Below are 12,111 nucleotides of genomic sequence, written 5' to 3' on the forward strand. Positions count from 1 at the left end.
GGAAGAGTCGGCGTCGTGGACCCGCGAACATCGTCGCGAGACGGCTGATCGAGGCGTCCACCTCATGAGCGGATCCGGGAGAGCCGGCGTCGTGGACCCGCGAACATCGCCGCGAGACGGCTGATCGAGGCGTCCACCTCATGAGCGGATCCGGGAGAGCCGGCGTCGTGGACCCGCGAACATCGTCGGGAGGCGGCTGAGAGAGCGCGACGGGTCAGCCAGCCAAGGGTGGTCGGCCTCCGGTGGGGCTTGAAGATGCGCATCCACGGCGGCGCGGAAGCCGTAATACGGCGGCGGCAGCCCGAGCAGCTTCTCCACCGCCGGCATCGGCGTGCCGCCCGGCCACTGGTGGGAGCCGAGCCCCCCAACAGCGAGCACCGGAGCACCGGAGCACACCGATGGGCTGCCGCGGTGCTCCGCGAGAGTCTGGGCGCTACGCAACCAGCGGCGCCCGGCAAAGCGGCCGTGAAGTAGGGCGAACCGGACCCGAGCGCGGTTCAGAAGCTGAAGATGCGCTCGAGGTATTCGGCGACGCCGTCGTCCTCGTTGCTGTACTTCGTCACGTCCGAGGCCGCCGCCCGCACCATCGGGTGCCCGTTCGCCATCGCCACGCCGCGGCCCGCCCACGTCAGCATCGGCAGGTCGTTGGGCATGTCGCCGAACGCGATCACGTCCGTCGCCTCCACCGACTGCGTCCGGGCCACCAGCGCGAGCGCCGAGGCCTTCGTCACCCCCGCGGCCGACACCTCCACCATCCCGCTCGACGACGAGTGCGTCGCCTCCGCGAGGCCGGCCAGGCATGCGCCGACCCGGGCCGTGAACTCGTCGGGCGACTGCACCCCGGCGCGCACCAGCAGCTTCGCGGCCGGGCGGGTCAGCAGCTCCTCGGGGGTGCACGGGCCGACGGACTCGTGATCGGCCTCCCACGGGCCGACCGGGAAGCCCGGCTCGTGGCGCATCTGCCGGCCCCCGTCGCGCTCGACGGCGAAGACCACCCCGGGCACCTCGGCCCGCAGCCGCGCGCAGGCCTCGGCCAGGACGTCGGCCTCGAGCGGTGCGCTGTGCACGATGGTGTCGGTGGCCGGGTCGTAGGTCGCGGCGCCGTTGGCGCAGATGGCCAGGGCGGGGACGTTCAGCTGGGAGTACACGGGGAAGATCCAGCGGATCGGGCGCCCCGTCACGAGGACGATCGCGACGCCGGAGTCGTGCAGGCGCCGGAAGGCCGCGACCGTGCGCGGGCTCACCGTGCGGTCGTGGCGAACCAGCGTGCCGTCGAGATCCGTCGCGACCAGTCTCACGAGTTTCAACATAGCGTCGCGACGGGGCGTGACGCCGTCCACGGTGAGCGGCGTCTCGCCAGCGGTCCGTGTCACAGCTTCAACATGGCGTCGAGGTATGTCGCCACGCCGTCCTCGTCGTTGGTGAGCGTCGTCTCGTCGGCGATCGCACGCAGCTGAGGGTGGGCGTTGCCGACGGCGACCCGGCCGAACCCGGCCCACCGGAACATCGGGATGTCGTTGGGCATGTCGCCGAAGACGAGCACGTCGCCGGGGTCGACGCCGAGCGCGGTGGCCACGATCATGAGCCCGGTGGCCTTGTCGACGCCGGGCGGGCAGATCTCGATGTACCCGAGGCCGGCCTGCGTCACCGTGGCCACGTCGGGCGGGATGAGCCGCTGCGCGGTGGCGAGCAGGTCGTCGACGTCGCACACGGGGTGGCGTGCGAAGCCCTTGATCACCGGGCCGGTCAAGCACTCGGCGCGCACCCGGGCCTCGACGGCGTCGTAGCGCCAGTTCGGGTCGGTGTCGCCCCACAGCGGAGCCTCGTGGTGGTCGCCGGCCTCGACGAGCACCGACAGCGTGCCGAGCTCCCGCTCGAGCAGGGCCAGCACGTCGGCGAGCACCTCGCCGTCGAGCCGCTCGTCGCGCAGGATGACCGGGTGCTCGGGGTCGCGCAGGTCCAGCACCCGGCTCCCACCGCCCATGACCAGGAAGTCCGCGGCCGGGATGTCGTGGCGCACGAGCTCGGTGAGCCGGGGGCCGCGGCCCGTCGCGCCGACGACGTGGATGCCGGCCGCTCTGACGCGCTCGAGGACCTCACGCGTGTATGGGCTGACCGTCTCGTCGTTGCGCACCAGGGTGCCGTCGAGGTCGGTCGCGATCAGCTTGGGAAGGCTCGAACCGCGCATTGTTGCTGCTCCTTCCGCTCGAGCGGGGCAGCAACCGTACCTCTCGGATCCCGGCTGGTGACAGGCTGCGAATAAAACTCGACCGAACGTTTACTGCAACGTCATCGGTACGGGGGTCACCGTGAGCTCCAGCGGCTCGCCGCCACGAGGCTCGTCGACACCGCGACGGGACCCCGGCGACACCGGCCGCGCCGCGAGCGCGAGCGCCGCGGCCAGCAGGACGAGGGCGGCGAAGGCCAGCGGGTACCCCGGCCCGGTCTTCGTCTGCGGGTTGGCCACGAGCAGGAACGAGAAGTCGGAGTTGCCCATGTGGTCGATGACCGTCTTGAACCCGACCAGCACCAGCAGGTTCGCGGCGAGCAGACCGCCGGCGACCGCGGTCGCCACCCGGCGCGCCCCGGCGCCGCGCACCGCCAGGAGCACGGCCAGCGCGGTCAGGGCGCCGGCGAGCGTGAGGAGGTAGACGGTGACGTGGGCGGCGCTGAGGTACGTCAGCGGCACGTCGACCGACCGCTGCGCCGCCGACTCCGGCCCGAGCACGAACTCCTCGTCCGTCGTGCCCGACCGGGAGCCGAGCGTGAACGATCCCCAGGGCATGTACTGCGCCGAGATCGCCAGCCCGAACCCGACCGCGAGCAGCCCGAGCGCGAACACGTTCGGCCGGCGCCGCTCCTCGACCGGTGCCGTGGCGGTCGCCCCCGGCGGTTCCGCGGGCACGGGCGCGTGGATCTCCGGCATGGAGCTGGGGTGCTCAGGCATGCCCCGCATGGTAAGCCCTGTGGCAGCACCGGGGTGGGAGCGCGGCGGCGTCCGGATTCGTGATGCCAAGGCCGGCTAGCGGGCTGCGCCAGGCCGGGAGGTGGCGCCGGCGCGGCCGATGGCGATCGATCCGCAGGCGAGGCCCATGAGCGGCAGCGACACGAGCCCGAGCCGGCCGCCCGCCGCCACGGCCGTTTCCGTCACCCGGCCCGCCGCCGGCGCCTTGCCGCCGCGGTGCCGAGCAGCGCGAACAATGAACAGAGGAACAACACGTACCAAAGACCGTGCGGCAGGTTCAGGACCGTGACGCTCTCCACACGCGACTCCGCACGCCGCTGCGAGCCGGTCACGACCAGCTGCCGCATCCACGGCACGAAGCTGGACGCGACCCCGCCGACCAGGCCGGACAGCGCCATCACCCCGCCGATCCGCACCAGTTTGCGGCCCATGGACTTTACTCCCGTCCGTGTGCCGGGCTCGTCCCACGAGGGACACGCGATGGGCTAGCGTCTGGTTCATGCCTACTCGCACTTCATCTGCCCGCTGGGAGGGAGACCTCCGGTCCGGCTCCGGCACGGTCTCCACCGGTTCGGGCACCTTCCAGGGCAACTACTCGTTCCCGTCCCGTTTCGAAGAGGGCAAGGGCACCAACCCCGAGGAGCTCGTGGCGGCCGCGCACGCCGCGTGCTACTCGATGGCGCTGTCCAACGGCCTCGCCAAGGCTGGTTTCACGCCGACGTCGGTCGAGACGTCCGCGGCGGTGCAGTTCGGTGCGGTCGAGGGCGGCTTCGCCATCACCCGGATCGACCTGACCACCCGTGGCGACGTGCCCGGCATCGACGCCGCCGAGTTCGAGAAGCAGGCCCAGGACGCCAAGGCCGGCTGCCCGATCTCCAAGGCCCTCGCGGCCGTCGAGATCACGCTCGACGCTCAGCTTGTCTGAGGCTTTGCGCAAACGTTCTTGAGAGGGTCCCCGATTTCGGGGACCCTCTTCGCATGCCGGTGCAGATGAGCAAGGAGCGCTTCGAGGAACTCGTCGGGGAGGCCCTCGACGAGGTGCCCGAGGAGCTGCTCGATCTCATGGACAACGTGGTGATCCTGGTCGTCGACGACGCACCACCGGAGGATCCGGACCTGCTGGGGCTCTACGAGGGGCACGCGCTGACCGAGCGCGGATGGGACTACGCCGGCGTGCTGCCGGACCGGATCTCGATTTTCCGCAAACCGATCCTCGCGATCTGTGACGATGAGGATGACGTGGTGGACGAGGTCGCGATCACGGTGGTGCACGAGATCGCGCACCACTTCGGCATCTCCGACGAGCGGCTGCACGCCCTGGGCTGGGACTGACAACCGACGGAGCACCGGCTCGATTGGCCTCTGCTGTGTCAACCATCTACCGTCACTGTGCGGTTCAAAGTACGTCTCCGAGAGGACTACTCACGATGCGCAGTGCCCTGTTCGCCGCCGAAAACATGGAGAAGGAGTCGCAACAGCCGGGGCTGCGGTTGCAGAACTCCAAGTTGCTCAAGGCCGAGCTCAACGGCGAGATCATGGCCCGCCAGGGCTCGATGGTCGCCTACCAGGGGCAGGTCCAGTTCAAGGCGCTCGGCTCGGGCGGCGTGGGCAAGTGGCTCAAGTCCAAGCTGACCGGCGAGGGCGTGCCGCTGATGTCGGTCTCGGGCCGCGGGGACGTCTTCTTCGCCGATCGGGCGGCGGACGTACACCTGATCGACCTCGACCAGGGCGACGCGATCTCGATCAACGGCGCGAACGTGCTCGCCTTCGAGAGCTCGCTGCAGTACGACATCAAGATGGTCCAGGGCATGGGCATGATGTCCTCGGCCGGCCTCTTCAACTGCGTCTTCACCGGTCGCGGCCGGCTCGCGATCACGACCAAGGGCACGCCGGTCGTGCTCACCGTGGACCAGCCCACCTACGTCGACCCCCAGGCCGCGATCTGCTGGTCGGCGAGCCTGCAGACCGGTTACCACCGCGCCGACCAGATCGGCCTGGGCACGCTGATCGGCCGCTCCACCGGCGAGGCGTTCACCATGAGCTTCGCCGGCCAGGGCTTCGTGGTCGTGCAGCCGTCCGAGGAGCCGCCGCCCGGCGCGGCCCAGCGCCAGCAGCAGAGCGGCGGCGTCCTCGGCGGCCTGCTCGGCGACTGAACGCCCGCGACGACAGCAGAGCCAACAAAGCCGCCACGGACGCACGAAAGCCGACCGCGGACGCGGCGACGGCAAAGCGGCAAGTGCGCAACGGCTCCGAGACCAGCAGGTCGCGGGGCCGTTGTCGTTCGCTACGCTGCCCGTCGTGCGAGGTGACATCTTCAAGGCCGAGAACATGGCCCAAGCCCCTACCCAGGCAGGCATGAGTCTGCAGCACTCCAAGTGCGTCAAGTACGCCGTCAACGGCGAGGTCCTGGCCCGCCAGGGCGCGATGATCGCGTTCCGCGGCAACCTCGGGTTCGAGGTCAAGAGCCAGGGCGTCGGCAACTTCCTCAAGCGCGCGGTCACCGGCGAGGGCGTGTCCCTCATGTCGGTCCGCGGCCAGGGCGAGGTCTGGTTCGCCTCCGGGGCGGCCGACTGCTTCATCCTGGACATCGAGCCCAACGACGCCCTGTCGATCAACGGCCGCAACGTGCTGTGCTTCGACCCGTCGCTGCGCTACGACATCCAGATGGTCCGCGGCGCCGGGATGTTCGGCGGCGGCCTCTTCAACTGCGTCTTCACCGGCCAGGGCCGGCTCGCCATCGTCTCCGAGGGCGCGCCGCTCGTGATCCCGGTGACCCCGCAGGCGCCGGTCTGCGTCGACACCGACGCGGTCGTGGGCTGGTCGAGCAGCCTGCAGACCACCATCCAGAAGAACCAGAGCCTCAAGTCGATACTGCGCGGCGGCTCCGGCGAGCTCTTCCAGCTGGCGCTGCAGGGCCAGGGCTTCGTGATCGTGCAGCCCAGCGAGGGCAAGCCGGCCCCGGCCCAGTCCAGCAGCGGCGGCGGCCTGCTGGGCAACGTCCTGGGCGGCTGACCCCACCTCGGCACGACAGCACCTCGCACGGCGCCGCGCCCCTCATGGGCGCGGCGCCCTCGCGCAAGGGGGCTAGGAAATCTCGCCGAGCCGGACCCGCGACAGCCAGGCGGCGGCGTCGGCGAAGTCGGTGTCGGACAGCCCCGCGGCCGGCCGGGGTGGCGGGTCGCTGTGCGGGGCCCGCGGATAGGAGCCCAGGAAGCGCACGTCGGCGCAGATCCGCCGCAGCGCCTGCAACGCCTCCCCCATCTGCAGATCCGCGACGTGCCCGCCGCAGTCGAGGAAGAAGACGTACCGCCCCAGTCGCTCCCCCGTCGGGCGGGACTCGATCCGGGAGAGGTTGATGCCCCGGACCGACAGCTCGGTGAGCACCTGCAGCAGCGCCCCGACGCGGTCGTGGGCGATGTAGACCGCGAGCGTCGTGAGGTCGTCCCCGGTCGGCGGGGGCGGCGGCCCGGGCCGGGACACGAGCGCGAAGCGCGTCATCGCGTCCGGGTTGTCGGCGATGTCCGTGGCCAGGATGTGCAGCCGGTAGCGCTCGGCCCCGATCTGCGCGCAGACGGCCGCGTCGAACTCGCCCTCGGCCGCGCCGATCGCCGCGGTCGCGTTGGACAGCACGTCGACCACGGTCGCGTTGGGCGTGTGCGCGCGCAGCCAGTCGCGGCACTGCGTCCCGGCCTGCGGGTGCGCCGCGACCGAGCGGATCTCGTCCAGCGGGCGGGCCTCGCGGGCCGCGAGCACGAACTGCACCGGCAGGACCACCTCGCGGGTGATCACCAACGGCTCCCCGTTGGCCAGCTCGTCGAGCGTCACGCCGACCTGGCCGCCGATCGAGTTCTCCAGCGGCACGAGCGCCGCGTCGGCGTCGCCGCTGCGCAGCGCGTCGAGGCACTCGGGGACGCTGCGGGCGGGGCTCAGCACACCGTGCTCGGCGGCCGGAATGGTCTTGAGCGCCTGCTCGGAGAAGGTGCCCTCCGGACCCAGGAACACGAATCGCGTCGGCGGCACACCAGGCATATGACCAGCCTAGTTAATGCCGGTCAGTTGCAGTCGACCGCATCGAGGAATGCGATGGGAGCCGCCGCGCGCACCTCGACCGTGCACGGATCGGTGCCGACGGTCACGACGGTGAGCGAGCTCGGGCTGCCCTTCGTGATCACCCGCAAGGGCTCGCTGTCGGTGACGCTCAGGATGGTGTACTGCCACACGCCCGAACACACCGGCTCCGTCTGCACCTTCACGCCGCCCCCGGAGGGCAGGTTGGGCCGCGCCCTGCGCACCGCCGCGAGGACCTGGGCCCCGCTCGGCTTGCCGTTGCAGTAGCTCACCTGCGTCTCCGGGAACCCGGCCGGGCTCGGGCTGGAGCTCGGCGACGCGATCGGGCCGGCCGACGCCGTGGTGGTCTCGGGGGTCGGCGGCAGCACCGGGACGAGCGGCTCCTGGCTGAGCAGACTCGGCTTCACGGTAGGCGCGGCCGGGGGCTCCTCGTGCCGGCAAGCGGCCAGCAGGCATCCAACACCGACGATCGCCAGCAGGGCCGCCGGGGTTCGCATGCGCCCATCGTAGGAGGGCCCGCGCGGGGCGGGAAGGAGCGGTCCCCGGTCAGGATCGACGGCTGCGAGGCATCAGCGACGCTGACTGGATGCTCAGGTCGTCACGCGGTGTCCGGCCGCGCCCAGAGCGGCCAGCGCCTCGTTCAGCCGCACGGTCGGGACCAGCAGATAGTCGGTGTCGAAGGTCGAGAAGGCGAAGATGTTCACCCGCGCGTCCGCCAGCGGCGAGACGATCGACGCGAGGACGCCCGTCAATGCCAGCTGCACCGGTCCGGCCACCCGCAGGCAGCGCCACGGCGTCTCGACGGTCGCGCCCGGGGGCACCCGGTCGGTCGGGCAGAGGATCGACACCTCCTCCGGCGTCCACGTCACCGAGAGGACGTCACGGCCGGACATCGCGGCCTCGGCGAAACCGGCGGGCATGGCGGATCCGGCCGGCAGACGGCAGATCGCGTAGTCGCCCGGCAGGAGCGCAAGGTCCAGCATGACAAGGAGATTACGGTCTGAACGCGCTCCGTGGCGGCGTCCGTGACGACAGTAACTCCGTATTGACGACTCCTCGCCGCAACCGGCCGTGAGCTCAGTTGATCAGCGAGAAGAAGGTCAGCGACCCGACCGTCTTGCCGCCCTCGGTCAGCGGCGTGGCGATGGCATCGAAGGTGCACGGTCCGGTGGCGCACTCGATGCGGATCAGCCCGCGCGCGAGGCGGCCCGAGACCAGGGCCAGCACGACGGGCATGCGGGCGACCTCGGTCTGCTCCAGCGGCTTGCCGTCGGCGAAGTCGAGCAGTCGCAGCACCCCGTCCTCCGCGAGCAGGGGCCGGCTCACCGGGGACTGGGTGAGGCCGAGCATCTGTTCGAACGACGCGGACATCGCCACCACGACCTGCTGGGCGTCGATCACCAGGCAGGCCTCGGCGGCGCCGTCCACGGTCGAGCCCCAGCGCTCCAGGCCGGGTTCCGCGGAGGGAAGATCGGAGATGGAGAATTCGACGTGCTGCGGCACAGCGCCTCCTCAGGCACCGGTCGTGCGAATGCGAGCAGCCGGCAACCAAGCCCGATCGTGAATCGTCATCGCATCGCGTCCGGCCACCTCGAAGAGGCTACTCCGAGTGACCTCGCTTGTCAGTGCCCACCTGTTCGCCGTCGCGGTACCACCGGTAGCCCTCGACCACCGCGTCGTACCCCGGCTGGAACCAGGTCGCGGGGTGCATGGCCAGGTCGAACACCTTGTCGACGGTCTCCGTCGCGAGCCGCTGCCCGCGGGCGTTGAGCACGCGCGGAAGCTCGTGGTAGGCGGTGACCAGGCAGCCCTTGGGCACGCCGTAGAAGCTGATTTTTCCGCTACCGGCGAACGCGAGGACGGGCATCACGGGGATCGAGACCCCGGCGCCGCGCGACAGCGCCTCGGTGGCGGCGCGCGCCTCGCGGCGGGCCTCCTCGACGTAGCGCGGCCGCTTGCCGTCGATCTGGACCACGTCACCGGCGAACGCGACGCGGCTGCGTCCGTGGTCCTTGACCGTGACGGCGAAGACGCCGCCCGGCCCGACCGCCAGGAAGCCGGTGCGCTCGGCCCCGCCGAGCTCGCGGAGGTCCAGCACGTGCCACTCGTCGCCGAGGTGGCCGATGAGGGAGCCGATCCGGCGGTACTGACGGCTGTGCGCCGCCTCTTCCCGGCGCGTCTCGCGCTCGGCCCTGCGAGTTCGAACCCAGTCGATGGGGGTCGGCCGGCCCGCGTCGACGATGACGCGTTCTTCGAACCCTTCGGGCTGCGAATCTTGACCGCGGTACAGGACGTCGGTCATGTCGCACACCTCCGATGTCGCCGCTTCGGTTGCGTGTGTGTCCAAACACCGTACGTGAGGGTCCCCACGGTCGGCATCATGTAGTGGTCGGAATGACATGGAGTGACTGGGATGAATGCCGCATTCACGACCCTTCATGAATTTCACATAGCGACAACCAGACGATATCGGATCGACCGTTAGGGTGACCCCATGAGTGTCGACACGGAGGTCGGACGCCTGGTCACGGTCCTGTTGCACCGCCCGGGAGCGGAGCTGGCCCGGCTGACGCCGCGCAACAACGACTCGCTGCTCTTCGACGGCATTCCGTGGGTCGGCCGGGCGCAGGAGGAGCACGACATCTTCGCCTCGGCACTGCGCGCACACGGCGTCGAGGTGCTCTACGTGGCGGCACTGCTCGCCGAGACGCTCACGATCGAGGCGGCGAGGGCGGAGGTGAGCGCCGCGGTGCTGGCCGACTACCGGCTCGGCGACACGCTGCGCGAGCACGTCGCGGCCCACCTGGCCGATCTCTCGCCCGCGGAGCTGGCCACCACGCTGGTCGCCGGCCTGAGCCGCGCCGAGCTGGGCCTGGGCGGGCGCGACGGCGGGCTGGTGCACGCGCTCATGGAGCCCGGCGAGTTCGTCATCGACCCGCTGCCCAACCTGCTGTTCACGCGGGACTCATCCGTGTGGGTCGGCCCGCGGGTCGCGGTCACGAGCCTGGCCATGCACGCGCGGAGCCGCGAGACCACGCTCACGCACGCGATCTATCGGTACCATCCCCGCTTCGCCGGCACCGAACTGCTCTACGACCCGTCCCTGGAGCACCTGGAGGGCGGGGACGTGCTCCTGCTCGCCCCCGGCGTGCTGGCGGTCGGCGTCGGCGAGCGGACCCGTCCGGCCGGCGCCGAACGGCTCGCCCGGCGCTGCTTCGCCGCGGGGCTGGCCCACACCGTCCTGGTGGTGCCCATCGCCCAGGAGCGCGCCACGATGCACCTCGACACCGTGTGCACCATGGTCGACGTCGACGCCGTCGTGATGTACCCCAACGTCGCCACCGGCCTGCGGGCCTGGACGGTCACGGCCGAGTCGTGCACCGGCCCGGCACCGTTCCTCACCGCCGCGGCCGCCGCGATGGGCATCGACACCCTGCGGGTGATCGACACCGGTCTCGACCCGGTGACGGCCGAGCGCGAGCAGTGGGACGACGGCAACAACACGCTCGCGATCGCCCCGCGGCTGTGCGTGGCCTACGAGCGCAACGTCGAGACCAACGCACAGCTGGAGCGCAACGGCATCGAGGTCATCCGCATCCCGGGCTCCGAGCTGGGCTCGGGGCGGGGCGGACCGCGCTGCATGTCCGCCCCGATCCACCGCGATCAGCATCCGTGACCCGAAGGACTAGCGGAGGGGCTGCTGCCGCCCGATCAGACCCTGCTTGGCCCGGCGCTCGGCGGAGGTCAGCGGGTCGGTGACCGCGAGCGCCTCCTGGTACCGCTTGGCGAACTCCGCCACCGGCGTCTCCCAGTGCTCGGCCGGGGTCTCGAGCGGCAGGTCCCACACCGGGGCGAGGAGCCCGTGCGCGCGGAACATGCCCGCGAACTTGGTGTCGTCGCCGAGCAGCAGCCCGCCGCCGGCCGACAGGCGCGACAGCGCGTCCAGCGCACGGTCCTCGTCGTCGCCGAGCACCAGGCGCACGTGCGAGCGGTCGGTGACCTGGCACCAGTAGGTGGCCGGGGCGGCGGCCAGCTTCACGGTCGGGAAGATGCTCGCGTTGGCCCGCTCGAGCGAGGCGCGCACGTTGGGGTCGTCGGCGGCGTTGTCGTCGAGCCAGAACTCGAAGCCGGTGTGCACCGTGATCTCGAGCGGGGCGTTCTCGATGACGTCCTGGAGACGGTCGCCGAGGCCGGGCAGGGCGGGGATGTCGACGGACTGGCCGCTCGGGGTCTCCAGGCCGCACTGCAGCGCCACGGCGAGGTCGCGCGAGACGTCGCCGGACTGCACGTGCCGCTGCAGCCCGATGAACACGCGCCCGTCGGGCTTGGTCATGGCCGGCCACGCCATCGGCAGGACGGTCGCGAGGGTGATCTGGCGCTCGCCGTACTTCTCGGCGAACGCGGGTGACAGCTTCAACGGTGCCGAGGCGGCCGGCACCAGCTCTCGCAGGGCGACCCACTCGGGCTCGTCGGCCAGGCCCTGGAACGGACGGCCGACGTACACGTCGCGGATCTTCTCGCGCTTCTCGCCGCCGGCGCGGCCACGGGGGGTCTTCGCACGCTTGCTCACGGCGACCCAGCCTAGGCCTTCACGCACCGCGACGCGCAGACACACCCACTACAGGCCCATCACTCACCCACGCAGGTCCCACAAATCCGGCAAATCGGACGGTCAGAGGGTCGCCCAGACGCATTGACCGAGGCCGTCGCGCTCGACGCCCCAGCCGGTCGACAGGGCGGCCACGATCGTCAGGCCGCGGCCGTCGATGGCGTCGGGGCCGGCCACGCGCATCTGCGGGCCGGCGGGCGAGCCGCCGTCGGTCACGCGGATCTCCAGGGTGCCGTCGACCAGGAGGCGCCAGGCGACCCGGATGACGTCGCCGGGCAGCGGGGCCCCGTGCCGGACCGCGTTGCCGACCAGCTCCGCGGCGATCGCGATGGCGTCGTCGAGACGGTCGGCGGGCACGAGGGTGTCGAGCTCGTCGGCGAGGCGGTGCCGGGCGACGTGGGCGCCGCGGGCGTGGTGGGGCACCACGACACACCAGGCGCGCGGTTCCGCGACGGTTGTGGACACGCTC

The 12,111-nt window shown here is 71.3% G+C and carries 16 protein-coding genes; 5 read left to right on the forward strand and 11 right to left on the reverse strand.

The window, feature by feature from the left end; all coding sequences use genetic code 11:
* Nucleotides 1–497 precede the first annotated feature (497 nt).
* The 4 genes from ACQP2P_RS45240 to ACQP2P_RS45255 form a co-directional block, all read right to left on the reverse strand.
* Entirely contained in the window at nucleotides 498–1,298 is an 801-nt protein-coding gene (locus ACQP2P_RS45240; RefSeq protein ID WP_433611756.1) for an HAD family hydrolase, read from the reverse strand.
* Between the two features lie 71 nt (nucleotides 1,299–1,369).
* On the reverse strand, nucleotides 1,370–2,188 hold the full coding sequence (locus ACQP2P_RS45245; RefSeq protein ID WP_433611758.1) for an HAD family hydrolase: 819 nt from the start codon (nucleotides 2,186–2,188) through the stop codon (nucleotides 1,370–1,372).
* 90 nt (nucleotides 2,189–2,278) lie between these two features.
* Complete coding sequence (locus ACQP2P_RS45250) at nucleotides 2,279–2,947, reverse strand: hypothetical protein (protein ID WP_433611760.1); 669 nt, start codon at nucleotides 2,945–2,947, stop codon at nucleotides 2,279–2,281.
* Nucleotides 2,948–3,147: 200 nt separating this feature from the next.
* Nucleotides 3,148–3,396: a hypothetical protein gene (locus ACQP2P_RS45255; protein ID WP_433611762.1), complete on the reverse strand. Its 249-nt coding sequence runs from the start codon at nucleotides 3,394–3,396 to the stop codon at nucleotides 3,148–3,150.
* Between the two features lie 68 nt (nucleotides 3,397–3,464).
* Here ACQP2P_RS45255 and ACQP2P_RS45260 point away from each other — a divergent pair, with 68 nt between their 5' ends.
* The 4 genes from ACQP2P_RS45260 (at nucleotide 3,465) to ACQP2P_RS45275 (ending at nucleotide 5,977) form a co-directional block, all read left to right on the forward strand.
* Nucleotides 3,465–3,890, forward strand: coding sequence for an OsmC family protein (locus tag ACQP2P_RS45260; RefSeq protein ID WP_350613861.1), 426 nt, complete (start codon nucleotides 3,465–3,467; stop codon nucleotides 3,888–3,890).
* A gap of 59 nt (nucleotides 3,891–3,949) precedes the next feature.
* Entirely contained in the window at nucleotides 3,950–4,297 is a 348-nt protein-coding gene (locus tag ACQP2P_RS45265; RefSeq protein ID WP_350614045.1) for a metallopeptidase family protein, read from the forward strand.
* A 95-nt stretch (nucleotides 4,298–4,392) separates the two neighbouring features.
* Nucleotides 4,393–5,118, forward strand: a complete 726-nt coding sequence (locus ACQP2P_RS45270; RefSeq protein ID WP_433611767.1) for an AIM24 family protein — start codon at nucleotides 4,393–4,395, stop codon at nucleotides 5,116–5,118.
* Between the two features lie 202 nt (nucleotides 5,119–5,320).
* Nucleotides 5,321–5,977, forward strand: a complete 657-nt coding sequence (locus ACQP2P_RS45275; RefSeq protein ID WP_433611769.1) for an AIM24 family protein — start codon at nucleotides 5,321–5,323, stop codon at nucleotides 5,975–5,977.
* Nucleotides 5,978–6,049: 72 nt separating this feature from the next.
* Here the strand turns inward: ACQP2P_RS45275 and pheA are convergent, their stop codons facing one another.
* From pheA to ACQP2P_RS45300, 5 genes are all read right to left on the reverse strand, one after another.
* Nucleotides 6,050–6,994 carry a prephenate dehydratase gene (pheA, locus tag ACQP2P_RS45280; protein ID WP_433611771.1) on the reverse strand — a complete coding sequence of 315 codons (945 nt, stop codon included), beginning with the start codon at nucleotides 6,992–6,994 and terminating at the stop codon, nucleotides 6,050–6,052.
* Between the two features lie 23 nt (nucleotides 6,995–7,017).
* Nucleotides 7,018–7,530: a hypothetical protein gene (locus ACQP2P_RS45285; RefSeq protein WP_433611774.1), complete on the reverse strand. Its 513-nt coding sequence runs from the start codon at nucleotides 7,528–7,530 to the stop codon at nucleotides 7,018–7,020.
* Nucleotides 7,531–7,623: 93 nt separating this feature from the next.
* Entirely contained in the window at nucleotides 7,624–8,016 is a 393-nt protein-coding gene (locus ACQP2P_RS45290) for an ACT domain-containing protein (protein WP_433611776.1), read from the reverse strand.
* A 94-nt stretch (nucleotides 8,017–8,110) separates the two neighbouring features.
* Complete coding sequence (locus ACQP2P_RS45295; RefSeq protein WP_433611778.1) at nucleotides 8,111–8,536, reverse strand: hypothetical protein; 426 nt, start codon at nucleotides 8,534–8,536, stop codon at nucleotides 8,111–8,113.
* 97 nt (nucleotides 8,537–8,633) lie between these two features.
* A complete protein-coding gene (locus ACQP2P_RS45300) occupies nucleotides 8,634–9,335 on the reverse strand; it encodes a hypothetical protein (RefSeq protein WP_433611781.1) in 702 nt (233 codons plus the stop codon).
* A 192-nt stretch (nucleotides 9,336–9,527) separates the two neighbouring features.
* Here ACQP2P_RS45300 and ACQP2P_RS45305 point away from each other — a divergent pair, with 192 nt between their 5' ends.
* Nucleotides 9,528–10,709 carry an arginine deiminase gene (locus tag ACQP2P_RS45305; RefSeq protein ID WP_433611784.1) on the forward strand — a complete coding sequence of 394 codons (1,182 nt, stop codon included), beginning with the start codon at nucleotides 9,528–9,530 and terminating at the stop codon, nucleotides 10,707–10,709.
* 9 nt (nucleotides 10,710–10,718) lie between these two features.
* Here ACQP2P_RS45305 and ACQP2P_RS45310 read toward each other — a convergent pair whose 3' ends face one another.
* Nucleotides 10,719–11,603 carry a DUF5926 family protein gene (locus tag ACQP2P_RS45310; RefSeq protein WP_433611786.1) on the reverse strand — a complete coding sequence of 295 codons (885 nt, stop codon included), beginning with the start codon at nucleotides 11,601–11,603 and terminating at the stop codon, nucleotides 10,719–10,721.
* Nucleotides 11,604–11,705: 102 nt separating this feature from the next.
* Nucleotides 11,706–12,107 (reverse strand): ATP-binding protein, encoded by a 402-nt coding sequence (locus ACQP2P_RS45315; RefSeq protein WP_433081663.1) that lies wholly within the window; start codon nucleotides 12,105–12,107, stop codon nucleotides 11,706–11,708.
* Nucleotides 12,108–12,111 lie beyond the last annotated feature (4 nt).

The organism is Dactylosporangium sp. CA-139114 (assembly GCF_050955725.1).
Lineage (GTDB): Bacteria > Actinomycetota > Actinomycetes > Mycobacteriales > Micromonosporaceae > Dactylosporangium.

Excerpts from the sequence above, each read along its gene's own strand:
- ACQP2P_RS45245 (WP_433611758.1), bottom strand. The coding sequence starts at position 2,188 with ATGCGCGGTTCGAGCCTTCCCAAGCTGATCGCGACCGACCTCGACGGC.
- ACQP2P_RS45250 (WP_433611760.1), bottom strand. The coding sequence starts at position 2,947 with ATGCCTGAGCACCCCAGCTCCATGCCGGAGATCCACGCGCCCGTGCCC.
- ACQP2P_RS45255 (WP_433611762.1), bottom strand. The coding sequence starts at position 3,396 with ATGGGCCGCAAACTGGTGCGGATCGGCGGGGTGATGGCGCTGTCCGGC.
- ACQP2P_RS45260 (WP_350613861.1), top strand. The coding sequence starts at position 3,465 with ATGCCTACTCGCACTTCATCTGCCCGCTGGGAGGGAGACCTCCGGTCC.
- ACQP2P_RS45270 (WP_433611767.1), top strand. The coding sequence starts at position 4,393 with ATGCGCAGTGCCCTGTTCGCCGCCGAAAACATGGAGAAGGAGTCGCAA.
- ACQP2P_RS45275 (WP_433611769.1), top strand. The coding sequence starts at position 5,321 with ATGAGTCTGCAGCACTCCAAGTGCGTCAAGTACGCCGTCAACGGCGAG.
- pheA (WP_433611771.1), bottom strand. The coding sequence starts at position 6,994 with ATGCCTGGTGTGCCGCCGACGCGATTCGTGTTCCTGGGTCCGGAGGGC.
- ACQP2P_RS45285 (WP_433611774.1), bottom strand. The coding sequence starts at position 7,530 with ATGCGAACCCCGGCGGCCCTGCTGGCGATCGTCGGTGTTGGATGCCTG.
- ACQP2P_RS45290 (WP_433611776.1), bottom strand. The coding sequence starts at position 8,016 with ATGCTGGACCTTGCGCTCCTGCCGGGCGACTACGCGATCTGCCGTCTG.
- ACQP2P_RS45300 (WP_433611781.1), bottom strand. The coding sequence starts at position 9,335 with ATGACCGACGTCCTGTACCGCGGTCAAGATTCGCAGCCCGAAGGGTTC.
- ACQP2P_RS45305 (WP_433611784.1), top strand. The coding sequence starts at position 9,528 with ATGAGTGTCGACACGGAGGTCGGACGCCTGGTCACGGTCCTGTTGCAC.